General features: G+C 71.7%; 23 protein-coding genes. 20 read left to right on the forward strand and 3 right to left on the reverse strand.

From position 1 onward, the window contains the following. The first annotated feature begins 123 nt into the window (after nt 1–123). The 6 genes from MFF56_RS14975 to MFF56_RS15000 all read left to right on the forward strand — a co-directional run bounded on the left by MFF56_RS14975 (nt 124) and on the right by MFF56_RS15000 (nt 5,490). The gene (locus MFF56_RS14975) at nt 124–480 is read left to right on the forward strand and encodes a hypothetical protein (RefSeq protein WP_066918906.1); all 357 of its coding nucleotides are present in this window, start codon (nt 124–126) and stop codon (nt 478–480) included. A 110-nt stretch (nt 481–590) separates the two neighbouring features. Continuing rightward, nucleotides 591–1,373: a hemerythrin domain-containing protein gene (locus MFF56_RS14980; protein WP_082772849.1), complete on the forward strand. Its 783-nt coding sequence runs from the start codon at nt 591–593 to the stop codon at nt 1,371–1,373. Nucleotides 1,374–1,689: 316 nt separating this feature from the next. Next, nucleotides 1,690–2,694 carry a sulfate ABC transporter substrate-binding protein gene (locus tag MFF56_RS14985; RefSeq protein ID WP_066918920.1) on the forward strand — a complete coding sequence of 335 codons (1,005 nt, stop codon included), beginning with the start codon at nt 1,690–1,692 and terminating at the stop codon, nt 2,692–2,694. Nucleotides 2,695–2,701: 7 nt separating this feature from the next. After that, on the forward strand, nt 2,702–3,556 hold the full coding sequence (gene cysT, locus MFF56_RS14990; RefSeq protein WP_066918908.1) for a sulfate ABC transporter permease subunit CysT: 855 nt from the start codon (nt 2,702–2,704) through the stop codon (nt 3,554–3,556). Beyond that, on the forward strand, nt 3,549–4,442 hold the full coding sequence (gene cysW, locus MFF56_RS14995; protein ID WP_066918910.1) for a sulfate ABC transporter permease subunit CysW: 894 nt from the start codon (nt 3,549–3,551) through the stop codon (nt 4,440–4,442). The genes cysT and cysW overlap by 8 nt, the downstream gene beginning before the upstream one ends. Before the next feature lie 19 nt (nt 4,443–4,461). Beyond that, nucleotides 4,462–5,490 carry a sulfate/molybdate ABC transporter ATP-binding protein gene (locus tag MFF56_RS15000; RefSeq protein ID WP_280949055.1) on the forward strand — a complete coding sequence of 343 codons (1,029 nt, stop codon included), beginning with the start codon at nt 4,462–4,464 and terminating at the stop codon, nt 5,488–5,490. Between the two features lie 51 nt (nt 5,491–5,541). Here the strand turns inward: MFF56_RS15000 and speB are convergent, their stop codons facing one another. Further along, nucleotides 5,542–6,546 (reverse strand): agmatinase, encoded by a 1,005-nt coding sequence (gene speB / locus MFF56_RS15005; protein ID WP_066918914.1) that lies wholly within the window; start codon nt 6,544–6,546, stop codon nt 5,542–5,544. 247 nt (nt 6,547–6,793) lie between these two features. On the opposite strand from speB, the gene rpsT reads away from it, so the two are divergent. The 6 genes from rpsT (at nt 6,794) to MFF56_RS15035 (ending at nt 12,730) form a co-directional block, all read left to right on the forward strand. Then, nucleotides 6,794–7,075, forward strand: coding sequence for a 30S ribosomal protein S20 (gene rpsT, locus MFF56_RS15010; RefSeq protein WP_066918916.1), 282 nt, complete (start codon nt 6,794–6,796; stop codon nt 7,073–7,075). Nucleotides 7,076–7,633: 558 nt separating this feature from the next. After that, nucleotides 7,634–9,127, forward strand: coding sequence for a chromosomal replication initiator protein DnaA (gene dnaA / locus MFF56_RS15015; RefSeq protein ID WP_238230293.1), 1,494 nt, complete (start codon nt 7,634–7,636; stop codon nt 9,125–9,127). A gap of 172 nt (nt 9,128–9,299) precedes the next feature. Beyond that, entirely contained in the window at nt 9,300–10,421 is a 1,122-nt protein-coding gene (dnaN, locus tag MFF56_RS15020; protein ID WP_066924424.1) for a DNA polymerase III subunit beta, read from the forward strand. A gap of 105 nt (nt 10,422–10,526) precedes the next feature. Next, the gene (locus MFF56_RS15025) at nt 10,527–10,865 is read left to right on the forward strand and encodes a hypothetical protein (RefSeq protein WP_066924428.1); all 339 of its coding nucleotides are present in this window, start codon (nt 10,527–10,529) and stop codon (nt 10,863–10,865) included. Between the two features lie 87 nt (nt 10,866–10,952). After that, nucleotides 10,953–12,110, forward strand: a complete 1,158-nt coding sequence (recF, locus tag MFF56_RS15030) for a DNA replication/repair protein RecF (RefSeq protein ID WP_066924422.1) — start codon at nt 10,953–10,955, stop codon at nt 12,108–12,110. Nucleotides 12,111–12,118: 8 nt separating this feature from the next. Beyond that, a complete protein-coding gene (locus MFF56_RS15035) occupies nt 12,119–12,730 on the forward strand; it encodes a LysE family translocator (protein ID WP_066924420.1) in 612 nt (203 codons plus the stop codon). 45 nt (nt 12,731–12,775) lie between these two features. On the opposite strand, the gene MFF56_RS15040 is transcribed toward MFF56_RS15035, so the two are convergent. Continuing rightward, complete coding sequence (locus MFF56_RS15040; protein ID WP_066924418.1) at nt 12,776–13,015, reverse strand: type II toxin-antitoxin system VapB family antitoxin; 240 nt, start codon at nt 13,013–13,015, stop codon at nt 12,776–12,778. Between the two features lie 84 nt (nt 13,016–13,099). Between MFF56_RS15040 and recQ the strand changes: the two genes are divergently transcribed. The 8 genes from recQ (at nt 13,100) to MFF56_RS15080 (ending at nt 21,323) form a co-directional block, all read left to right on the forward strand. Beyond that, nucleotides 13,100–14,947: a DNA helicase RecQ gene (recQ, locus tag MFF56_RS15045; protein WP_066924417.1), complete on the forward strand. Its 1,848-nt coding sequence runs from the start codon at nt 13,100–13,102 to the stop codon at nt 14,945–14,947. 111 nt (nt 14,948–15,058) lie between these two features. Continuing rightward, nucleotides 15,059–16,261: a hydrolase gene (locus tag MFF56_RS15050; RefSeq protein ID WP_238230295.1), complete on the forward strand. Its 1,203-nt coding sequence runs from the start codon at nt 15,059–15,061 to the stop codon at nt 16,259–16,261. Between the two features lie 196 nt (nt 16,262–16,457). Then, on the forward strand, nt 16,458–18,686 hold the full coding sequence (gene purL, locus MFF56_RS15055) for a phosphoribosylformylglycinamidine synthase subunit PurL (protein WP_066923486.1): 2,229 nt from the start codon (nt 16,458–16,460) through the stop codon (nt 18,684–18,686). A gap of 22 nt (nt 18,687–18,708) precedes the next feature. Continuing rightward, complete coding sequence (locus MFF56_RS15060) at nt 18,709–18,945, forward strand: BolA family protein (protein ID WP_066923483.1); 237 nt, start codon at nt 18,709–18,711, stop codon at nt 18,943–18,945. A gap of 25 nt (nt 18,946–18,970) precedes the next feature. Next, a complete protein-coding gene (locus MFF56_RS15065) occupies nt 18,971–19,462 on the forward strand; it encodes a DUF29 domain-containing protein (RefSeq protein WP_066923480.1) in 492 nt (163 codons plus the stop codon). 70 nt (nt 19,463–19,532) lie between these two features. Next, nucleotides 19,533–19,871: a Grx4 family monothiol glutaredoxin gene (grxD, locus tag MFF56_RS15070; RefSeq protein WP_066923477.1), complete on the forward strand. Its 339-nt coding sequence runs from the start codon at nt 19,533–19,535 to the stop codon at nt 19,869–19,871. A 116-nt stretch (nt 19,872–19,987) separates the two neighbouring features. After that, entirely contained in the window at nt 19,988–20,887 is a 900-nt protein-coding gene (locus MFF56_RS15075) for an NAD(P)/FAD-dependent oxidoreductase (RefSeq protein ID WP_066923474.1), read from the forward strand. Nucleotides 20,888–21,107: 220 nt separating this feature from the next. Next, complete coding sequence (locus MFF56_RS15080; RefSeq protein ID WP_066923471.1) at nt 21,108–21,323, forward strand: hypothetical protein; 216 nt, start codon at nt 21,108–21,110, stop codon at nt 21,321–21,323. A 4-nt stretch (nt 21,324–21,327) separates the two neighbouring features. Here MFF56_RS15080 and MFF56_RS15085 read toward each other — a convergent pair whose 3' ends face one another. Further along, nucleotides 21,328–22,176 (reverse strand): hypothetical protein, encoded by an 849-nt coding sequence (locus MFF56_RS15085; protein ID WP_066923468.1) that lies wholly within the window; start codon nt 22,174–22,176, stop codon nt 21,328–21,330. Nucleotides 22,177–22,322: the final 146 nt, after the last annotated feature.

The raw sequence follows: 22,322 nt of genomic DNA on the forward strand, positions 1-22,322 counted from the left end.
AATGTTCCGGGACGGCGGCCGGATAAATTCGCAGCGGCTCCGCTTGCTCTGTCGGCCCGCGCGGCCATCTTCGTTCGCCTGATGTCGCCGGTCCGGCGGCGCGACGAAGAACGGAGGACGATCATGGCGAACGCCAGCAAGAACAGCATCGGCCCGGGCGCCCAGGGCAAGCAGTCCGGCACCGGCGCGATGACCGACCTGCCGGAGGGAATCCTCCCCGAGAACATGGTGTTGAGCAACCGCGACAAGAGCCGCCACGGCGACGAGCGCGGCCTGGACGGCAAGCACGTGCAGACCGAGCAGTACCAGGACCACGCGGGCAACCGCCTGGACGCGCCGGGAGCCGAGGGGCCCGGCGAGAGGCTGGGCGCCGCCGAGCGTACAGCCGGCGGCCGCCCGGGCAACACCAGCGGGCTCGCCGAGCCGATGACCGATCTCTCCGGCGACGAGAGCAGCCTGAAGCGGCGCCAGCACGGCTGAGCGCCGCCGCGGCGCGCGACGCGGAACAAACGGCCGTGCCGCGCGCCTGATCAGGACGACAGGAGCGGCGACCCCGGACCGGGATCCGGGCGCCCGGAGGACAGGACCGCATGGACATCTGGCAGCGCATCGAGAACGATCACGCGAACATCGCGCAGCTGATCCACGAGACGCCGAACGCGCTGAACGGTCCGGGCGTGGTGCGCAGCCGCGAACGGCTGCTCGGCGACCTGATCGATGCGCTCGACCGGCACGGTGCGGCGCTCGCGGCCGGACTCTACCCGCCGCTGCGACGCGAGGCGCGCACCGCGCGGCTGGTGGACGAACTCGCGCACGAGCAGGCCGCCTTCATGCGCGACCTCCGGGCGCTCGCGCGGCGCCGCGGCGGCTCCGGGTGGCTCAACCGCTTCGAGGACGTGACCTACGCGGTCGATCAGTGCCTGCACCGCCACGTGCACGAGCTGGTGCCCGCGGCCCGCGCCCTGCTCTCGGCGGAGGCGGCCGAGCGGGCAGGCCACGCCTACGTCCGGGCCAAGATCCAGGCCTTGCGCGGCGACGGCGCGCTCCTGGGTGGCGCCCTTGGCGGCGGCGCGGCGACGGGGGCCGCGGTCGCCGCGGTCGCCGGCCTCGCCCTGCTCGCATGGCGGCTCGCCGGCTCGCGGCGGCGGTCGGCGGGCGGCGACCGGTCCGAGGGCGGTAACGCAGGTCGGCAGACCCGCCCGGTCGGCGTCGGCTCTGGTCGGCCCGGCCCGGACCGGGGGACGCGGTCGGCTTCGGGCGAGCGGCGCGGCGGTGAAGAGCTCCGCGCGCGCCAGGAACGCCTCCTCGACGAGGCGATCGAGGAAACCTTTCCGGCGAGCGACCCGATCGCGCCGAAGAGGATCACGCGGTAGCGCGCCCGGCACGGGACGGCGACGTTCTTTCTACAGGACGCGCGAGGGAGGCAAGTTTCGTCTCCCTCGCGGGGGCCTGGAAGAACGTTCTTCCGGAGGCCGACACAAGACAGGGACGCGGGCACCGTCCCGCGCCGCGGTGGCGATGGTGGACAGCAGGATCGCCTCCCCGTCCCGGCCCGCCGGACGGGTTGACTTCGTTCTGTAAAACGAACACCTGATGGGCTTCAGCCCCGGTCGCGTTCCGCGCACCGGCTCTCTGGAGGCCATCGTGACCGATCTGCGCGCCCACCGTCCCGCCGCGCCCGCCCGCCGGATGCGCCGCCTCGCCTGCGCGCTGGCGCTCGCCGTCCTGGTGCCGTCCGGCGCCGCGCGGGCGCAGTCCGAGCTTCTCAACGTCTCGTACGACCCGACGCGCGAACTCTACCGCGACGTGAACGCGGCCTTCGCCGAGGAGTGGAAGGCCAAGACCGGCGAGACCCTGACGGTCCGTGCCTCGCACGGCGGCTCGGGCTCGCAGGCCCGCACGGTGATCGACGGCGTGCCGGCCGACGTTGTGACGCTCGGCATCCCCTCCGACATCGACGCGATCGCCCGGATCTCGAAGAAGATCGATCCGAACTGGCGCAGCAAGCTGCCGAACGAGGGCCTGCCCTATACCTCGACGGTGGTCTTCCTCGTCCGCAAGGGCAACCCGAAGGCCGTGAAGGACTGGTCGGACCTCGCCAAGCCCGACGTCAAGGTGATCACCCCGAACCCGAAGACATCGGCGGGCGGGCGCTGGAACTTCCTGGCCGCCTGGGGCTACGCCTACGAGCGCGAGGGCAAGGACACCGAGAAGGCCAACGCCTTCGTGGGCCAGCTCTACAAGAACGTGCCGGTGCTCGACACGGGCGCGCGCGGCTCGACCGTCACCTTCGCCCAGCGGGGCTTGGGCGACGTGCTGCCGACCTGGGAGAACGAGGCCTTCCTGGTGCTGCAGGAATTCGGCGCCGACAAGTTCGACATCGTGGTGCCGCCGACCTCGATCTACGCCGAGCCGCCGGTCGCGATCGTCGATGCCAACGTCGATTCCAAGGGCACCCGCCGCCAAGCCGAGGCCTACCTGCAGTTCCTCTACGGCGACCGGGCGCAGGCGATCTTCGCCAAGCACCGCTACCGGCCGCTCAAGCTCGAGGCCGCCGACCCGAAGGACCTCGCCTTCCTCCCCGAGGTGAAGCTGTTCAAGATCGAGGACATCCAGGGCAGCTGGGACGATATCCAGAAGCGGAACTTCGACAACGGCGGCCTGTTCGATCAGCTCAGCAAGGCCGGCCGCTGACCGCCCCATGACCGCATCGACCAAACCGCGCTGGCGCTTCCGCCGGCCGAGCGTGCTCCCGGGCTTCGGGATCACCTTCGGCTACACCATCCTGTGCCTCTCGCTTGTGGTGCTGATCCCGCTCGGCGCGCTGGTGGTGCGCGCCTCCGGGCTCGGCCTCTCCGGCATCCTGGAGGTCGCCGCCGACCCGCGGGTGGCGAGCGCGCTGAAGATCAGCTTCGGCGTCTCGCTGCTCGCCGCCCTCACGGCCTCGGTGTTCGGCTTCCTGGTGGCCTGGGTGCTGACCCGCTACCGCTTCCCCGGCCGCCGGATCGTGGACGCGGTGGTGGACCTGCCCTTCGCGCTGCCGACCGCTGTCGCGGGCATCGCCCTCGCCCAGGTCTACGCGCCGAACGGCGTGATAGGGGCGCAGCTGGAGCGGATCGGCATCAAGGCGGCCTACACGCCGGTCGGCATCTTCATCGCCATGGTGTTCATCGGCCTGCCCTTCGCGGTGCGCACCGTGCAGCCGTTGATCGCCGAGATCGACAAGGAGGTCGAGGAGGCCTCCGCCACGCTCGGCGCCAGCCGCCGGGCGACGCTCTGGAAGGTGGTGCTGCCGCCCCTCATCCCGGCGGTGCTGACCGGCTTCGCGCTCGCCTTCGCCCGGGGCGTCGGCGAGTACGGCTCGATCATCTTCATCGCCGGCAACCTTCCTTACGTCTCCGAGATCGCGCCGCTGCTCATCGTGATCAAGCTCTCGGAATACGACTACGCGGGGGCGGCGGCCATCGCCACGATCATGCTCGGGATCTCGTTCCTGACGCTGCTTGCCATCAACCTGATCCAAGCCTGGAGCCGCCGGAGGTTCGGCTATGTCTGAGACCGCCGCCACGACCTTCGCGGCCCTGCCCGCCAAGCCCGACACGCCGCGCAGCGCCGTCACCGAGGGGCGCGCGGTGCGCTGGACCCTGATCGCCGTCGCGATCGTGTTCCTGGCGCTCTTCCTCGTGGTGCCGCTGGCGACGGTCTTCGTCCAGGCACTCTCGAAGGGATGGGAGACCTACCTCGCCACCTTCCGGGAGCCCGACGCGCTCGCGGCTGTGCGGCTCACCCTGATCGTCGCCGCCATCGCGGTGCCGTTCAACCTCGTCTTCGGCATCGCGGCCTCTTGGGCGATCGCCAAGTTCGAGTTCCCGGGCAAGAGCCTGCTCGTCACGCTGATCGACCTGCCCTTCTCGGTCTCGCCGGTGGTCTCGGGGCTGATCTACGTGCTGGTCTTCAGCGCGCAGGGGGTGTTCGGCGCCTTCTTCGTGCAGCACGGGATCCAGGTGCTGTTCGCGCTGCCCGGCATCGTGCTGGCGACGATCTTCGTCACCTTCCCGTTCGTGGCGCGCGAGCTGATCCCCCTGATGCAGGAGCAGGGCACCGCCGAGGAGGAGGCCGCGCTGACGCTCGGCGCCTCCGGGCTCTGGGCCTTCCTCACCGTCACGCTCCCCAACATCCGCTGGGGCCTCCTGTACAGCGTGCTCCTCTGCAATGCCCGGGCGATGGGCGAGTTCGGCGCGGTCTCGGTCGTGTCGGGCCACATCCGCGGCCTCACCAACACGATCCCGCTCCACGTGGAGATCCTCTACAATGAGTACAACTTCGTCGCGGCCTTCGCCGTCGCCTCTCTCCTCGCCGGCCTCGCCCTTGTCACGCTCCTCATCAAATCCGTCCTCGAGTGGCGCTACGCGGGCGAGCTCGCCGCCGGCGGGCGTCATTAGCGGCCGCCCCTCGACGGCGATCCGGGTCGAGGGCCTGTCGAAGACCTTCGACACGGCCGCGGTGCTGCACGATTTCGACCTCGACGTGCGGGCGGGCGAACTGCTCGGCCTTCTCGGCCCCTCGGGCTCGGGCAAGACGACGCTGTTGCGCATCATCGCCGGGCTGGACTTCCCCGACCGCGGCCGCGTGCTCTTCGGCGGCGACGACGCCACCGGCCTGCCCGTGCAGAAGCGGGCGGTGGGCTTCGTCTTCCAGCACTACGCCCTGTTCAAGCACATGAGCGTGGCCGACAACATCGCGTACGGGTTGAATGCGAGGAAGCGCGCCGACCGCCCCGACAAGGCCGAGATCAAGCGCCGGGTCGGCGACCTGCTCGACCTGATCAAGCTCTCGGGGTTCGCCGACCGCTACCCCTCACAGCTCTCGGGCGGCCAGCGCCAGCGCGTGGCCTTGGCCCGCGCGCTCGCCGTCGAGCCGCGGGTCCTGCTCCTCGACGAGCCCTTCGGGGCGCTCGACGCGCAGGTGCGCAAGGACCTGCGCCGCTGGCTGCGCGAGATCCACGACCGCACCGGGCAGACCACGATCTTCGTGACCCACGACCAGGACGAGGCGCTGGAACTCTCCGACCGGGTCGCCGTGCTGGACCGGGGCCGCCTCGAGCAGGTCGGCACGCCCGACGAGGTGCAGGACAACCCGGCCTCAGCCACGGTGCTGAGGTTCCTGGGCGACGCCGTCGAGGTCGAGGCGATCGCCGAGAGCGGGCAGGTGCGGGTCGACGGTCGCCCGGTGCCGGGCGTCGTGTCGCCCGCCGGCCTGATCGGCCCGGTGAAGCTCTACGTGCGGCCCTGGCAGTTCCAGCTGACCGAACCCTCCGCCGCGCATCTGCGCGGCACCGTGCGGGCCTCGCACCGCAGCCAGGGGCGGCAACGCATCGAGGTCGAGCGCGGCGAAGGCCGCCCGCTGCTCGTCGAGGATTTCGACGGCGAGCGCTACGCGGCCGGCCACCCGGTGGGCCTGCGCATCGTCGGCGGCTACGTCTTCGCCTGACATCGCGACGTACCCCCTCCCCCGCGGAGGGGGGAGGGAAAATCGCGCGCCCTACCCTGCCCCTGCCCGTCGCGCCGCCACGGCGTCGGCGAGCAGGCACAGAATCTCGAAGGCGAGCTGCCCGCCGGCCAGCGCCGTCACCCCGGACGGATCGAGCGGCGGGGCCACCTCCACCAGATCCGCACCGACGAGGTCGAGGCCGCGGAGCGCCCGCACGAGGTAGAGCGCCTCCCGCGCCGTGAAGCCGCCGATCTCCGGCGTGCCGGTGCCGGGCGCGTAGGCCGGGTCCAGCGCGTCGATGTCGAAGCTGAGATAGGCTGGCCCCGCCCCCACGATCGCCCGCGCCTCGGCGACGATCTCCGGCAGGCCGCGGGCCACCGCCTCCTCCATCGTGACGATGCGGATCCCTTGCCCGCAGGCCCAGTCGCGCTCGTCGGCCGCGTCCATGCTGCCCCGGATGCCGATCTGCACGCAGCGGCGCGGATCGAGCACGCCCGCCTCCACCGCTCGCCGAAACGGCGTGCCGTGGGTGAGCCGGGTACCGTCGTACTGCACGTCGTCGGTATCGCTGTGAGCGTCGATGTGGACGAGCCCGAGCGGGCGTCCCTGCCCGAGCGCCCGGAGGATCGGGTACGTGACGAGGTGGTCGCCGCCGACCGCGAGGGGCACGATGCCCTGCCCGCGCAGGTCCGCGAAGAACGCCTCGATGCGCCGGCAGGTCGCGGCGGCGTCGATCGGGTTCACCGGCACGTCGCCGAGGTCGGCGCAGGCCGCGAGCGCGTAGGGCGCGATGCCGCTGGCGTGGTTGACCATGCGGGTGCCGGTGGAGGCCTCGCGCACGCCCCGTGGCCCGAGCCGGGCACCGGGCCGGTTGGTTGTCGCGCCGTCGAACGGGATGCCGACAAGCCCGATCTCCACCCCCTCCGCCGAATCGGGCGCCCGGACGGGGAGCCGCATGAAGCTCGCCAACCCGGCGAATCGCGGCGTCTCCATGCCGGAGGCCGGCCGGAAGCGGGCGATGCGCGCGGCGTCGGCCTCGCTGACGCTGTGGTGCATGGGGGGCTCCGCCTCGGCGTTTTCCGCTGATGGACCAGTATCATCCGGGCGCGGCCGGGCGGGATCAACCCGCGGCGCCGCCGGCACCCCGCGTTGACGCCCGGGCCGGGCCTGTCTATAGAGCGCGCTCTGCCGGAGCGGGCGTTCGCACGCTGCGGCTTCGCTTATTGCCTGTACAACCTGCACGCGTTGACCGACCCCCGGTACCACCGGCCCGTCGGTATCGCCCGACGAGACGAGGATGCCCATGGCCAACACCACGTCGGCCAAGAAGATGACCCGCAAGATCGCCAAGCGCACGGCGATCAACCGCTCCCGCCGGTCCCGCATGCGGACCTTCATCCGCAAGGTCGAGGAGGCTATCGCCGCCGGCGATTCCACCGTCGCCGCCGACGTCCTGCGCACCGCGCAGCCGGAGATCATGCGCGCTGCCCAGAAGGGCATCGTTCACAAGAACACCGCCTCCCGCAAGGTCTCGCGCCTCGCGGCCCGCGTGAAGGCCCTCTCGGCGGCCCCCGCCGCCGCCTGAGGCGCAAGCGGATCCATCGCGATCGAGATTGAGCCCGGCCCTCGCGCCGGGCTTTTTCGTGCGCGCCGTCCAGCCCGTAGCCCTCCCTCCTCTGCGGGGGAGGGAGAGCGCGGCGGCTCGGACGCCTACCATGTGAGCGGCCATGCCCCGACGCCCCTCGGGCGGCGCCACGATAGCCCCCCCCCGCACACCCTTCGTTTACCCTGCCGTCGATTGATCCGCCGCGCCCGCCGCCGGCGCCGCATCTGCACGGCGGCGTCAGGCCCGCACGCCGCGAAGATCCCGCCCGTCGATTTCCGTGGAAGACCAAGACGATAGCGGTCACCGAACCGCCCGCGCGCACATATCCGGCTGCCCTGGCGGCGCTGTCCCCGCAAGTCCCACTGTTAAAACCCGGGTAGGTCTTTGTTGATAGCGTCCGAGCATCGACGAATGTCGGCGGCGGAGGCCTTGACTCTCCCCGTTATCTGCGCCCTGCCCGTATTCGCGGGGCTCCAAGCGTAGTGTTGCGTACGTCCCGCCGGCGGTCCTCCGTCCTCGGGGCGAGGAGAGCGATTGATGCGTGTCGACGGAAACGTTGCAGGCGACGACGGGAACGGCCGGAACGGCTCCGGCGACTCCGAGATCTCGGCCGCCTGGGCCCGGGTGAAGCGCCGCCTGCGGGCGGAACTCGGCGAGGACGTCTACGCGAGCTGGTTCGCCCGGCTCGAGCTGGAGGCGGTCGATGGCGGCACCGCCCGCCTCACCGTGCCGACCCGCTTTCTGAAGAGCTGGATCGAGTCGCACTATCTCGACCGGGTGCTCACCACCTTCCGAGCCGAGGTCGAGGCGATCGCCCGCATCGAGGTCGGCGTGCGCGGCACCGGCGCCCCCACCCGGCCCGTGACCGCCCCCGGCGCGTCGCGCCCGAGCCCGACGAGCGGCCCGCTCGCCCGCCTGCAGGCCTCGCCCCAGCCGACCCCCGTGGCGGTCGCCGCTGTGCCCGAGGCGCGCCCCGCGGAGGGCGGCGACCTCAACGGTACCCCGCTCGACGCCCGCCTCACCTTCGCGAGCTTCGTGGTCGGGCGCTCGAACGCGCTCGCCCACGCGGCGGCCGAGCGCGTGGCCCGGCACGAGGGCGAGGGCGCGCTCTACAACCCGCTCTACCTCCACGCGGGCGTGGGCCTCGGCAAGACGCACCTGCTGCACGGCATCGGCCACGCCGCGCGGGAGTCCGGCCGCCGGGTGATCTACCTCACCGCCGACCGCTTCATGTACGGCTTCGTCAACGCCCTGAAGACCCAGAACGCGCTGGCCTACAAGGAGCGCCTGCGCGGCATCGATCTGCTCATCCTCGACGACGTGCAGTTCATCCAGGGCAAGTCGATCCAGGCCGAGTTCGGCCACACCATCAACGCGCTGATCGATGCCGGCCGCCAGGTCGTCGTCGCCTCCGACCGGCCGCCGACCGAGCTGGAGGCGCTCGACGAGCGCGTGCGCTCGCGGCTCGCGGGCGGCCTCGTGGTCGAGATCGGCACGCTCGACGAGGCGCTGCGCGTCTCGATCCTCACCGCGCGCCTGCAGGCGGTGCGGACCGCGCACCCGACCTTCGAGGTCTCGCCGACGGTGGCGGCCTACGTCGCCCGCGCCATCACGGCGAACGGCCGCGACCTCGAGGGTGCGGTGAACCGCCTGCTGGCCCACGCCACGCTCACCGGCACCGCCGTGACGATGGAGACCGCCGAGACCGCGATCCGCGACCTCGTGAAGAACCGCGAGCCCAAGCGCATCAAGATCGAGGACATCCAGAAGCTGGTGGCCTCGCGCTACAACGTCTCGCGCTCGGACATCCTCTCGGAGCGCCGGACCGCCGCCGTGGTCAAGCCGCGCCAGATCGCCATGTACCTCTCCAAGGTACTGACGCTGCGCTCGCTGCCCGAGATCGGCCGCCGCTTCGGGGGCCGCGACCACACCACGGTGCTGCACGCCGTGCGCAAGATCGAGAAGCAGATCGGCGAGGACGCGGTGCTGGGCGACGAGGTCGAGCTCCTGAAGCGCATGCTGCAGGATTGACCCGACAGCGCCGGGGGCGCGACGCCCGGGGCCAGACCTGTGGGTGCGGGGCGCGAGCTTGGCCTTAGGCCGGGCCGCGCCCTTGCCTTCGCCCCCACCCTTCGCCAAGCTGACCGGCCAATTTCAGTGGCGCCGCCGGCCGCGGCGGCGCGTCAGCTTCAGAGTTTGAGCGATGAGAGTCACTGTCGAGCGCGCGGCCCTTCTCAGGTCGCTCGGCCACGTGCACCGCGTCGTCGAGCGGCGCAACACGATACCGATCCTGTCGAACGTCCTGCTGCGCGCGGAATCCGGTGGCCTGCAGCTTCGTGCGACCGACCTCGACATCGAGGTGACCGAGAGCGTGCCCGCCGACGTGGCCGATCCGGGCGCCACCACGGTGCCGGCCCACGTCATCTACGACATCGTCCGCAAGCTGCCCGACGGCGCCCAGGTCTCGCTGGAGACGGGCGGCGAGTCCGGCCAGATGACGATCCGCTCGGGCCGCTCGCGCTTCGCGCTCGGCGCCCTGCCGGAGGGCGACTTCCCGGATCTGGCCGCGGGCGAGTTGCCCCACAGCTTCTCGATCCTCTCCGCCGACCTGAAGCGGCTGATCGACAAGACGCAGTTCGCGATCTCCACGGAAGAGACGCGCTACTACCTCAACGGCATCTACCTGCACACGATCGAGTCCGAGGGCGCGCTGAAGATGCGCGCGGTCGCGACCGACGGGCACCGCCTCGCCCGGGTCGAGCTCGACGCGCCCCCGGGCAGCCAGGGCATGCCGGGCGTGATCGTGCCCCGCAAGGCGGTGGCCGAGATCCAGAAGCTCGTGGACGACGGCGGCGAGAGCGTCGACATCGACCTCTCGCCCGCCAAGATCCGCCTGCGCTTCGCGGGCGGCGTGACCCTGATCTCGAAGCTGATCGACGGCACCTTCCCGGACTACCAGCGGGTGATCCCGACCGGCAACGACAAGCGCCTGACGGTTGAGCGCGAATCCTTCGCCCGCGCGGTCGATCGCGTCTCGACCATCTCCTCCGAGCGCGGGCGGGCGGTGAAGCTCGGGCTCTCGGAGGGCCGCCTTGCCCTCTCGGTGAACAACCCGGATTCCGGCAGCGCCACCGAGGAGCTCGACGTGGATTACGAGGCCGCGGGCCTCGATATCGGCTTCAACGCCCGCTACCTCCTCGACATCACCAGCCAGCTCGAGGGCGACACCGCCCTCTTCCGGCTGGCCGACCCGGGCTCCCCCACCCTGATCCAGGACCGCGAGGGGGCGCCGGCCCTCTACGTACTGATGCCGATGCGGGTGTGAGCGCGCGGCGGGCCGCGCGGCATCCACTTCGGTCGCGCGCGCCCTAGGTGTGGTCGGCGTGACCCGCGCCGCCCGGCGGCGCGAAACATGGAAGAGGGGAACGAGATGAGAGCGATTCTGGCGATGGCGGTGGCGGGCATGACCCTGATCGCCCCGATGAATCTCGCCTCCGCCCAGCCCTACGGCTACGGCGACCGCGATTACCGCGACCGCGGGGATTACCGCGACCGCGACTACCGCGACCGGGGCGACTACCGCCGCGGCCGCGACGACGACTACGACCGCCCGCGCGGGCGCAACCGGGGCGACTACGCCTTCGACGAGCGCGAGTACCTGCGCTGCAACCCGGACGTCCGCAGGGCCATCGTGAACGGCCAGATGCAATCGGGCCTCGCCCATTACCGCACCTTCGGCCAGCGCGAGGGCCGCCGCCTCAGCTGCTGAGGACCGATCCGACGACATCCCGCCGCGCCCACTGCGCGGCGGGACCCGAGAGGCCGAAGAGGCCGCGACAGCCCTCACCCTGGCCGCATGACTGACACCGAGGGCGCCCAGCGTCTCACCCGCCTGATCGCCCGCGACTTCCGCAATCACGCCGACCTCGACCTCGCACTCGGGCGCCGCTTCGTGGCGCTGGTCGGCGAGAACGGGGCCGGCAAGACGAACCTCCTGGAAGCGATCTCACTGTTCTCGCCGGGGCGCGGCCTGCGGCGGGCCGACCTCGCCACCATGGCGCGCGAGGGCGGGACCGGCGGCTTCGCGGTTTCGGCGACGCTCGCCCGCGACGGCGACGCCCACCGCCTCGGCACCGGCATCGAGCCGCCGGGCTACGACGGAAAGGTCGCGCGCGTCTGCCGGATCGACGGCGGCAACGTCCCCTCCCCGATCGCCTTCGCGGAGTTCCTGCGGGTGGTCTGGCTGACCCCCGACCTCGACGGCCTGTTCCGGGGCCCGGCGGGCGACCGCCGCCGCTTCCTCGACCGGCTCGTTCTCGCGGTCGACGCCGCCCACGGCGCCCGGGTCTCGGCGATGGAGCGGGCCCTGCGCTCGCGCAACCGCATCCTAGAGGAGCGCCCGAACGACGGGCAGTGGCTCGACGCCGTGGAGCGGGAGGCCGCCGAGCTCGGCGTCGCGGTGGCGCTCGCCCGCCGCGAGACCGTGGAGCGCCTCGACCGCCTCATCGCCGAGACCCGCGACGACGCCCAGCCCTTTCCCTGGGCGAGCGTGCGGCTCGAGGGCGAACTCGACGACCTCGTGGCGGTCTGGCCGGCGGTGGAGGCGGAGGACCGCTTCCGCGTGGCGCTCGCCCGCGGCCGCCACCGCGACCGCGCCGCCGGCCGCACCCTGATCGGCCCGCAGACGACCGACCTCACCGTGCGCCACGGCCCGAAGGACGTGCCGGCCGCCACCGCTTCGACCGGCGAGCAGAAGGCGCTGCTGATCGGGCTGGTCCTGGCCCATGCCCGCCTCGTCCAGGCGATGAGCGGCATCGCGCCGCTGATCCTCTTGGACGAGGTCGCGGCCCATCTCGACCCGCGCCGCCGCGCCGGCCTGTTCGACGCGCTGGAAGCCCTGCCGGGTCAGGTCTGGATGACGGGGGCCGACCCGGCGATGTTTTCGGAACTGGCGGGACGCGCCGACGTGGTCCGGATCGCGGACGGGCGCGTCGTTGCGTCGGAAGCGGGTTGAGGCATTCAATGCCCCTATCGAGCCTCCTCCTGTTCGCCGTCGTCTACGCGGTCGCCGTCGCCTCGCCCGGGCCCGGCGTCTTCGCGCTCGTCGCCCGCGTCCTGGCGCGCGGCACCCGCGGCATCCCGGCCTTCATCGCGGGTTTCCTCGTCGGCGACCTGCTCTGGTTCTCGGTCGCGGCAACGGGGTTCGCGTTGCTCGCGCAGAGCTTCGCCGCCCTCTTCGTCGTCATCCGCTATCTCGGTGCGGCCTATCTGGCCTACCTCGCGTGGCGCGCCTGGACCGCACCGGTCGAGCCGCTCGCGGGCGAACCGATCCGGGGCGAGAGCGAGCTGCGCCTCTTCCTCGGCGGCCTCGCTCTGACGCTTGGCAATCCGAAGGTCGTCCTGTTCTTCCTCGCCCTGCTGCCGACCGTGATCGATCTCGAACACCTGACCATGATCGGGATGATGGAGAACGCCGCGATCATCGTGATCGTGCTCGGCACGACTCTCGCCGCCTATGCGCTCGCGGCGGCCCGGGTCCGGCGCTTCTTCGGCTCGGTCCGCGCGCGGCGGGCGGTCAACCGGGGAGCCGGCACCGTGATGGCGGGGGCGGCACTCGCCGTCGCGACGCGGTAAATTCCCGGTTGGGGATCGCGATGATCCCAGAGGCATCGACGGACATCACGGATCCCCGCTCAGATCGTCGTAAAACGCCTTGTCTGCCTCGTGCCCGGTCTTGGGGGCCGCCGCGATCTCGTCCAACAAGGGCTGTAGACGCTCTGCCAGGAAAACGCATTGCTCCTCTCGCCAGAGGTCATGAACGAGGGCGCCGCGCACAGACTCGGTCTTGCTCACCGTGGCTGTGAGGGCCAGTTTGTCGGCCGAGCGATTCGCTTCCTCGTCGCAGATGTCCGGCGGCACGGGCCTCTCCACCGCATAGACATTGAAGGCTACGGCCTACACAAACCCGCTTCAAGCCGTTCGTAGTCCCGGACCCCCAGCCCCATGTCCCAACGCCTCGACGAGGCCCGCGCCGCCCTTCGAAAAACCTTCGGCTACGACGATTTCCGGCCCGGACAGGCCGAGGTGATCGGCGCCGTCCTCGACGGCACCGACGTGTTCGCCGTGATGCCGACGGGCTCCGGCAAGTCGATGACCTACCAGCTCCCCGCCCTGGTGGAGGATGGCCTCTGCGTCGTGGTCTCGCCGCTGATCGCGCTGATGCACGACCAGGTCCAGCAGATGCGCGCCTTCGGCATCCCGGCCGCCACCCTGAACTCCACGGTGCCGGAAGCCGAGTCGCGCGAGACGTGGCGGCGCATCCGCTCCGGGGAACTCCGCCTCCTCTTCGTCTCGCCCGAGCGCCTGCTGATGGACGGCTGCATGGAGGCGCTGCGGGGCGCGGGCGTGCGGCGGCTCGCTGTCGACGAGGCGCACTGCGTCTCGCAATGGGGCCACGACTTCCGGCCCGAGTACCGCGAGATCGCCCGCGCCCGCGAGACGCTCGGCAACGTGCAGGTGCTGGCCCTGACCGCGACCGCCGACGCCACGACGCGCGCGGAGATCGCCGAGCGCCTGTTCCAGGCCGGCCGCCCGCCCCGGGTGTTCGTGCACTCCTTCGACCGGCCGAACATCCGCCTGACCTTCGTGCCGAAGGACAACCCGACGCGGCAGATCGAGCGCTTCCTGAAGCACCGCCGCCAGGAGAGCGGGATCATCTACTGCTCGTCGCGCAAGCGCACCGAGCAGCTCGCCGACAGCCTGAAGGCGGACGGCTTCAACGCCTTGCCCTACCACGCGGGCCTCGACCAGGCGACGCGGATGAAGAACCAGGACGTCTTCCTGCAGGAGGACGGCGTGGTGATGACCGCGACGATCGCCTTCGGCATGGGCATCAACAAGCCGGACGTGCGCTTCGTCTGCCACGCCGACATGCCCAACAACATCGAGGGCTACTACCAGGAGATCGGGCGCGCCGGCCGCGACGGGCTGCCCGCCGACACGCTCACCCTCTACGGCCTCGACGACATGGCGCTCCGCCGCCGCCAGATCGACGAGAAGGAGGTCGGCGACGAGCGCCGCCGGGTCGAGCGGCGCAAGCTCGAGGCGATGATCGCGCTCTGCGAGGGCGCCGCCTGCCGCCGCCAGTCGCTGCTCGGCTATTTCGGCGAGGCGAGCGCTCCGTGCGGGCGCTGCGACCTCTGCCGCGGCGGCGTCGAGCTGATCGACGGCACGGTCGCCGCCCAGAAGGTGCTCTCGGCGATCGTGCGCACCGGCCAGCGCTTCGGCGCGGCCTATGTGTGCGACGTGGTGCACGGGAAGGAGAGCGAGCAGATCCGCCGCAACGGCCACACGCAGCTCAAGACCTACGGGGTCGGGGCCGACAAGCCGGTGGCGGCTTGGCGCGCCATCCTGCGCCAGCTCTTCGCCGCGGGCGCGGTCGCTGAGAACAGCGACGGATACGGCGGCCTCTGCATGACCGAGCGCGGCGAGGCGATCCTGTTCGGGCGCGAGAGCGTGCAGCTGCGGCCCGACCCGCAACCGAAGGCGGAGAGCCGGGACCGACGCCGCGCCTCGTCCCGGGGCGACGACGACGCGCTCGCGCTCTCGGACGCCGACGAGGCGCTGTTCCAGCATCTCAGGGGCCTGCGCGCCACGATCGCGCGGGCGGAGGGCATCGCGGCCTTCATGGTCTTCCCCGACCGGACGCTCGTCGAGATGGCGCGCCAGAAGCCCGTCGATCTCTGGGCGCTCCGCTCGGTCCACGGCGTCGGCGAGCGCAAGCGCGAGGCCTACGGCGAGCGTTTCGTGGGGGCGATCGCGGATTTCCTCAGCCACACGCCCGCCGGCTGACGGAGGGGCGCGGCTGACCGCTCCGCGCCGCGCTTTCTCCTCGTCCGCGCCCGATTCGGTCTGTTAGGGACGGCCACCCCGGCGGCCGCGAGCGATCCCATTTCCCAGACGATGACAGACGAGGCGTGCGCGCGCTCCCCGCGGATCGGCCGGCGTGCCGTGTTCTACATGCCGGGCTTCGACCCGCGCGACCCCGAAACCTACTGGGGCCTGTTCCGGCGCGAGGCGCGGCGCACCGCGGCGCTGCGCGGTCGCGCCATCGCGGTCGGCGAGCCGGCCCGCGCCCCGGACGGGATCAGCCTTGACTGGGACGTGGAGGAGGACGGCACGCGCACGCGCTACAGCCTGCTGCGCTGGGAGGACGTGGTGCGCGCCCACTTCCCCCGCCCGGAATGGCGCCGCCTCTCGGAAGTGCCCGTCCTGCTCTGGCGCCTCGCCCGCAGCGGCTACGGCCGGAACCTGCGCCGCGAGGCGCGGCGCTTCGCGACCGTGATCTATAGCGTCCACCGCATCTATCTGGGGCTGGCCGTGCTGAGCCTCGTGCTCGCTGCCCTGCCGCTGCTTCTCCTGCCGCCCGGGTGGCGCCTCCTCGGCCTGCTTGCCGTGCCGGTCATGGCCTACCCGATCCTCGCGCTGCTGACCCGGCTGACCCGCGGCAAGCCGCTCTACGTGGCCCATCTCGTGGACGACACCGCCTTCACGCACGCCCACGCGGCCGGGGCGGTCGCCGAGATGCCGGCCCGCCTCGACGCCTTCGCGGCCCGCATCCGCGCCGCCGAGGGCACGGCCGACGAGATCGTGCTGATCGGCCACTCCTCCTCAAGCTTCCTCGGCGTCGAGGTGCTGGACCGGGTGCTCGCCCGCGATCCCGGCTTCGGCGCGCGCGGCACGCCGGTCTCCTTCGTGACGCTCGGCAGCGTGATCCCGTGGATCGGCCTCGACCCGGCGGCGGTGCGGGTGCGCGCCGCGCTCGCGCGCGTCGCCGCGGCGGAGGCGATCGGCTGGCTCGACATCCGCGCGCCCTGGGACTGGCTGTCGATCCACCTGCGCGACCCGCTCACGGCCTGCGGCATCCCCTCGCCGGGGCCGGGGCGCCCGGCGGTGCTGCGGGTGCAGATCCGGGACTTGGTCGAGCCCCGCAAGGTGGCGCGGCTGAGCTGGAACCTGTTCCGCATGCACTTCCAGCTGCTGATGGCGAGCCGGCAGGCGACGGGCTTCGACTACATCGATCTGGTCTCCGGGCCGGAGCCGGTCCACCGGGTCGTGCAGTCCTGCCGCCGGGCGCCCGCGCGCGCGCCGGCCGCCGCGGCCTGAGCCGGATCCGCCGAGCTGGCGCGCGCCGGACGCAACCCTGCGCCGGATGCGTGGGCGCCGCGGGCGCTCGGCAGTTGCCTCCGTGCCCGCTTCCGCTCTAGAGCCGGGGCGGCTTGTATTCTTTCGGCCCGGTCCGGGCACGGTCGCGGGCCCACCGCCCCCGCGGCCGCGACCACCACTTGTCGAGACCCTGCGCATGTTCCGCAACGATGTCCCGATCACACCCGAACTCGTGCGCCAGCACGGTTTGACGCCCGACGAGTACGAACGCTTCCGCGCGCTCATCGGCCGCGACCCGACGCTGACCGAGCTCGGCATCGTCTCGGCGATGTGGAACGAGCACTGCTCGTACAAGTCCTCGCGCAAGCACCTGCGCGGCCTGCCGACCTCGGCGCCATGGGTGATCCAGGGCCCCGGCGAGAACGCGGGCGTCATCGACATCGGCGACGGGCTGGCCTGTATCTTCAAGATGGAGAGCCACAACCACCCGAGCTTCATCGAGCCCTACCAGGGCGCGGCGACCGGCGTCGGCGGCATCCTGCGCGACGTCTTCACCATGGGCGCGCGCCCGATCGCGGCCTTGAACGCGCTCCGCTTCGGCTCGCCCGACCACCCGCGCACCCGCCACCTCGTCTCGGGCGTGGTCGCCGGCATCGGCGGCTACGGCAACTCCTTCGGCGTGCCGACCGTCGGCGGCCAGATGGGCTTCCACGCGCGCTATGACGGGAACATCCTGGTCAACGCGATGGCGGTCGGCCTCGCCCGGACCGACGCGATCTTCTACGCGGCGGCCGCGGGCGTCGGGAACCCGATCGTCTATCTCGGCTCCAAGACCGGCCGCGACGGCATCCACGGCGCCACCATGGCCTCGGCGGAGTTCGACGAGGAGAGCGAGTCGAAGCGCCCGACCGTGCAGGTCGGCGACCCCTTCGCCGAGAAGCTGCTGCTTGAGGCCTGCCTGGAGCTGATGGCGTCGGGTGCCGTCATCGCGATCCAGGACATGGGCGCGGCGGGCCTGACCTGCTCGGCCGTCGAGATGGGCGCCAAGGGCGACCTCGGCGTCGAGCTCGACATCGACAAGGTACCGGCCCGCGAAGCGGGCATGACGCCCTATGAGATGATGCTCTCCGAGAGCCAGGAGCGCATGCTCATGGTGCTCAAGCCCGGCATGGAAGCTGAGGCCGAGGCGATCTTCGTGAAGTGGGGCCTCGACTTCGCGGTGATCGGGCGCACCACCGACACGCTCCGGTTCGTCATCAAGTGGCACGGCGAGACGGTGGCCGACCTGCCGATCAAGGAACTCGGCGACGAGGCCCCGCTCTACGACCGGCCCCACATCGCCAACACGCACCTGCCCGTGCTGAAGGCCGAGGAGATCGCGCATCCGGCCTCGCTCGCGGACGCGCTGCGCCGCCTCGTGGCCTCGCCCGACCTCGCCTCGAAGCGCTGGGTCTACGAGCAGTACGACCACTACATCCTCGGCAACACCGTGCAGAAGCCGGGCGGCGACGCCGCGATCGTGCGCGTCGAGGGCGGGCCGAAGGGCCTCGCGCTGACCTGCGACGTGACGCCCCGCTACTGCGAGGCCGACCCCGTCGAGGGCGGCCGGCAGGCGGTGGCCGAGGCGTGGCGCAACATCACGGCGGTCGGCGCGCGCCCGCTCGCCATCACCGACAACCTGAACTTCGGCAATCCCGAGAAGCCCGAGGTGATGGGCCAGCTCGTCGGCTGCCTGCAGGGCATCGGCGAGGCCTGCCGGGCGCTGGACTTCCCCGTCGTGTCGGGCAACGTCTCGCTCTACAACGAGACCAACGGCGTCGGCATCCTGCCCACCCCGACCATCGGCGGCGTCGGCGTGCTCGACGACGTGGAGCGCCACGCGACGCTGGCCCTGAAGCGCGAGGGTGACGTGCTCGTCCTCGTCGGCGCGAGTGAGGGCTGGCTCGGCCAGTCCGCCTACCTCTCGGTGATCGAGGGTCGGGAAGAGGGCGCGCCGCCGCCGGTCGACCTCGGCCTGGAGCGCCGCAACGGCGACTTCGTGCGCGGCCTGATCACCTCGGGGCTCGTCGACACGGTGCACGACCTCTCGGACGGGGGGCTCGCCATGGCGCTCGCCGAGATGGCGATGGCCGGCGACATCGGCGCCGCGCTTCCCGAGGTCGCGGTCGAGGGTCTGCCCGCCCACGCCTACCTGTTCGGCGAGGACCAGGGCCGCTACCTGATCGCCGTCGAGGCGGACGCGGCTTCCGACATCCTCTACAGCGCCTCCTCGCAGGGGATCGACGCGGCGGTGGTCGGCGTCACCGGCTCCGACCGTTTGACCCTGCCGGGCGGCGAGACCATATCGGTGGCCGACCTGCGCCAGGCCAACGAGAACTGGCTGCCCGCCTACATGGCGAGCCAGCCGGCCGCGGTCGCATCCTGATCCGATCCGTAGGAGTACACCGATGCCGATGGATGCGCGCGAGATCGAGCGGATGATCCGCGAGGCCCTGCCCGACGCCCAGATCGAGATCCGGGATCTGGCGGGCGACGGCGACCACTACGCCGCCACCGTCCTCTCCACCGCCTTCAAGGGCAAGACCCGCGTCGCCCAGCACCAGATGGTCTACGGGGCGCTCCAGGGGCGGATGGGAGGCGTGCTGCACGCGCTTGCGCTGACCACGGGCCTGCCGCAGGATTGAGCCCTCGCGCGGGAGTTCTCCCCCGATGGACCGACCAAGCCTCTACGACGACGACATCGTGGCCTGGGCCGAGGAGCAGGCCGCCGCGCTGCGCGCCCTCGGCGCGCGGGGCGAGCTGTCGAACGCGGTCGATTGGGAGAACGTCGCCGAGGAGATCGAGAGCGTGGGACGGGCGCAGATTCGGGCTGTCGAGAGTCTGCTGGTTCAGGTGCTCGCCCACCTATTGAAGCAGGCCTCTGCACCGCTCGCCCCCGTCGTCTCCCACTGGCGACATGAAACGCTGACGTTCCAGCAGGCAGCCTATCAGCGCATCGAGCCCGGGATGCGCCAGCGCCTCAATTGGCGCTACATCTGGGCCATTGCACGAACGAATGCCGAGGCCAACATGCTGATCTATGGACAGGAACTCCTGCCGAACGTGCCGGACACGTGTCCGCTCACCCCGGAGGCGATCCTGACCGAGCGCTTCGATCTCGACGCCGCGCTCCGCGTCATCACCGGGACCGTACAGCGCTGAGCCAGCGGCCATAGACGCAACGATTCCCGCTGTTCGTACAATCACCTATTCACCAGCAAGGACCGAGAACATGTCGGACGTCAACGCCACGATCGAGAACGAGATCAAGTCACAGGACGTGGTCGTGTTCATGAAAGGCACGCCGCAGATGCCGCAATGCGGCTTCTCGGGCCAGGTCGTGCAGATCCTCAACTACCTCGGCGTGCCCTTCAAGGGCGTCAACGTGCTGGCCGACCAGGGCATCCGCGAGGGCATCAAGGCCTTCTCGAACTGGCCGACCATCCCGCAGATCTACGTGAAGGGCGAGTTCGTCGGCGGCTGCGACATCACCCGCGAGATGTTCCAGTCGGGCGAGCTGCAGACCTTCCTCGCCGAGAAGGGCGTGCCGGTGAAGCCCGCCGCCGCCTGAGCAGGGGCGCAGCGCCGGACGGAGGAGGGCGCGCGAGCGCCCTTTTTCGTGTGCGCTGCGGAAAGATCGGCGCCCGCGCCCCGTTTCCCCGACGAGACGGTTGAGCGGGCGATCCGATGCGCGACGTCATCATCGTGGGCGGCGGACCCGCCGGACTGAACGCCGCCCTGATCCTCGGGCGCTGCCGCCGCGACGTCCTGCTCTGCGACCTTGGCCGGCCCCGAAACGCTGCCACGCCCCTGACCTGGGGGATCTTCACCCGCGACGGCACGCCGCCCGCGGAGCTGCGCGCCCGCGCCGAGGCGGATCTCGCCCGCTACGACACCGTCGAGCGGCGGGAGATCGAGGTCGTCGACGCGCAGCGGACGGAGGACGGCTTCGCGGTCGCGCTCGCCGACGGCACCCGGGAGCATGCCCGGCGCCTGATCGTCGCCACCGGCCTGCATCAGGACCTGCCCGAGATCGAGGGCGTCTCCGCCTTCTGGGGCACGGGCGTGCATTCCTGCCCGTACTGCGACGGTTACGAGGCGCGCGACCAGCCCCTCGTCGCCCTGGGTCACGGGCCGGGCGCCAAGGGCTTCGCCCTCGAGCTGACGGTCTGGAGCCGCGACGTCGCCCTTTGCACGGATGCTCGCCCGACCGATCTCTCGGGGGAGGACCGCGACCGCCTCGCCCGCAACGGCGTTCGGGTGGACGAGCGCCCGATCCGGGCGCTGCGCGGCGCGGACGGCCGGCCGACGCATCTCGAATTCGCGGATGGCGGCACGCGGCCGTGCCGGAGCCTCTTCCTGATGCCCGCGGGCTGCCGCCCTTCGGACCTGCTCGCGGGCCTCGGCTGCGACCTGACCGACAAGGGCGTGGTGCCGACCGACGACTACGAGAAGACGAACGTGCCGGGCCTCTACGTCGCGGGCGACGCCTCGCGGCGGGTCCAGTTCGCCGTGGTGGCGGCCGCCGAGGGCGCGATGGCCGCCTTCGCGGTCAACACCGAATTGCTGCGCGAGGATACGCGCTGAACTCGGTCATGCCAGGCCGCTGGACTGAGAAACCGGTGCCGCGGGCGTGCTCGAACGTGCCATTCGGCACAGCTACCGATGCGCACCCCTGCAAGGGTAAAGACGAGGTTACGAAACGTCGATATTCGGAACCTGTTCAGGTTATCCCCGTTATTCCCACGCGGCCGAGCTTGTCCCGGCCGATTGCCCCGTCACCGTCGCTGCTCCCGCAAGGCCGGCCATGCCCGTCTTCGATTCCAAAAATCTTGATGCCGCCTTCGAGGGGCAGGCGCTCCTCGCGGCCATCCTGCAGCCGACGCGTGCCGCCCGCGGCCAGGCCCTGCTGAACGGCCGCCGCCGGGCGAACCGCGGGATCATGCCGGCAGGCCCTGCCGCGGCGCTGCCGCTGCGCGAGCCGGCCTCGGCGGAGACGGTCGTCCCGGCCTCCGCCCGCTGAGCCGCTACCACGCCTGGTGCGTGATCAGACCCTGGCGCGTCACCACCACCCATTCGCGGCCGCGGCGCTCGATGCCCTCGACGCGCCCGACGCCCGGTACCGAATCACCCGGCCCCACCTCGACCAGACGCCGCCGCCGATCCTCCAGGATGGCGGTCCCGTCGTAGACGTCGCGCACCGCCCAGGCCTCGACCACGGCGGGCTTCTCGGGCGCCTTCTTCGGCTCGATGCTGCCCGTCTGGGTCGGCTCGGGCTTGGTGGGAGCGACGACCGGCGCCGCCGCCTGCTGAACGGGCGCCTGCACCGCCACGGCGGCGCGCTTCTCGATCTGCGTCGTGAGGGCAGCGAGCTTGGCACCCTGGTCCCGCTCGGCCTGCTCGAACCGGTCGCCGAGCGCGGCGATCTTGCCCGAGAGACCCTGCTCGGCCTTCGCGACGCGCTCGGTGAGTCCGGCGCTGCGGCCGGCGATCTCCTTGCGGGCCGCCTCCTGGCTCTCCTTCAGCGCGGCGAGCGCACGGCCGAGTTGCTCGACCTCCGTGCCGATCCGGGCCGATTCCGTCCGGGCGGCATCGATACCGGCATGGACCTCGGCCAAGGCCTCGCCCTGGCCGCCGCGCGGCAGCGAGGCCGCGGTGAGGCCGGCCCCGCAGATCAGCCCGAGGGCGAGCGCACCGCCGGCCACGCCCATCAGGCGCGGGTCGAGGCGCCCCCGCAGCGAGGCCGTCCCGGCGGCAGGCGCGGCCTTGGCCGTCGCGGCGTCGGCCGCCCCGGCATCGGCCGCCCTCTTGCCGCCCGAGACGGCGGCCTTGAGCAGGGCCTCGGGCGAGACCGGTCCGGTGGCTTTCGTCGTCATGGCCGTCGCCTTTCCCAAAGCTCGTGCGGCGTGTTCCCCGAAAGCTTTGGTTAAGGACGCTTGTTTACCGAACCGTTACCGCACGCATGCCTCCGGCCGAGCCGTTCGGCTCCGCGCGGCAGCGGGTTCGCGCCCCCTCCCCCGCA

This window comes from Methylobacterium hispanicum, from assembly GCF_022179285.1.
Lineage (GTDB): Bacteria > Pseudomonadota > Alphaproteobacteria > Rhizobiales > Beijerinckiaceae > Methylobacterium > Methylobacterium hispanicum.

Bases quoted from the DNA above. Each gene is read 5' to 3' on its own strand.
- MFF56_RS14975 (WP_066918906.1), top strand. From the start codon at position 124: ATGGCGAACGCCAGCAAGAACAGCATCGGCCCGGGCGCCCAGGGCAAG.
- MFF56_RS14980 (WP_082772849.1), top strand. From the start codon at position 591: ATGGACATCTGGCAGCGCATCGAGAACGATCACGCGAACATCGCGCAG.
- MFF56_RS14985 (WP_066918920.1), top strand. From the start codon at position 1,690: ATGCGCCGCCTCGCCTGCGCGCTGGCGCTCGCCGTCCTGGTGCCGTCC.
- cysT (WP_066918908.1), top strand. From the start codon at position 2,702: ATGACCGCATCGACCAAACCGCGCTGGCGCTTCCGCCGGCCGAGCGTG.
- cysW (WP_066918910.1), top strand. From the start codon at position 3,549: ATGTCTGAGACCGCCGCCACGACCTTCGCGGCCCTGCCCGCCAAGCCC.
- speB (WP_066918914.1), bottom strand. From the start codon at position 6,546: ATGCACCACAGCGTCAGCGAGGCCGACGCCGCGCGCATCGCCCGCTTC.
- rpsT (WP_066918916.1), top strand. From the start codon at position 6,794: ATGGCCAACACCACGTCGGCCAAGAAGATGACCCGCAAGATCGCCAAG.
- dnaA (WP_238230293.1), top strand. From the start codon at position 7,634: ATGCGTGTCGACGGAAACGTTGCAGGCGACGACGGGAACGGCCGGAAC.
- dnaN (WP_066924424.1), top strand. From the start codon at position 9,300: ATGAGAGTCACTGTCGAGCGCGCGGCCCTTCTCAGGTCGCTCGGCCAC.
- MFF56_RS15025 (WP_066924428.1), top strand. From the start codon at position 10,527: ATGAGAGCGATTCTGGCGATGGCGGTGGCGGGCATGACCCTGATCGCC.
- recF (WP_066924422.1), top strand. From the start codon at position 10,953: ATGACTGACACCGAGGGCGCCCAGCGTCTCACCCGCCTGATCGCCCGC.
- MFF56_RS15035 (WP_066924420.1), top strand. From the start codon at position 12,119: ATGCCCCTATCGAGCCTCCTCCTGTTCGCCGTCGTCTACGCGGTCGCC.
- recQ (WP_066924417.1), top strand. From the start codon at position 13,100: ATGTCCCAACGCCTCGACGAGGCCCGCGCCGCCCTTCGAAAAACCTTC.
- MFF56_RS15050 (WP_238230295.1), top strand. From the start codon at position 15,059: ATGACAGACGAGGCGTGCGCGCGCTCCCCGCGGATCGGCCGGCGTGCC.
- purL (WP_066923486.1), top strand. From the start codon at position 16,458: ATGTTCCGCAACGATGTCCCGATCACACCCGAACTCGTGCGCCAGCAC.
- MFF56_RS15060 (WP_066923483.1), top strand. From the start codon at position 18,709: ATGCCGATGGATGCGCGCGAGATCGAGCGGATGATCCGCGAGGCCCTG.
- MFF56_RS15065 (WP_066923480.1), top strand. From the start codon at position 18,971: ATGGACCGACCAAGCCTCTACGACGACGACATCGTGGCCTGGGCCGAG.
- grxD (WP_066923477.1), top strand. From the start codon at position 19,533: ATGTCGGACGTCAACGCCACGATCGAGAACGAGATCAAGTCACAGGAC.
- MFF56_RS15075 (WP_066923474.1), top strand. From the start codon at position 19,988: ATGCGCGACGTCATCATCGTGGGCGGCGGACCCGCCGGACTGAACGCC.
- MFF56_RS15080 (WP_066923471.1), top strand. From the start codon at position 21,108: ATGCCCGTCTTCGATTCCAAAAATCTTGATGCCGCCTTCGAGGGGCAG.
- MFF56_RS15085 (WP_066923468.1), bottom strand. From the start codon at position 22,176: ATGACGACGAAAGCCACCGGACCGGTCTCGCCCGAGGCCCTGCTCAAG.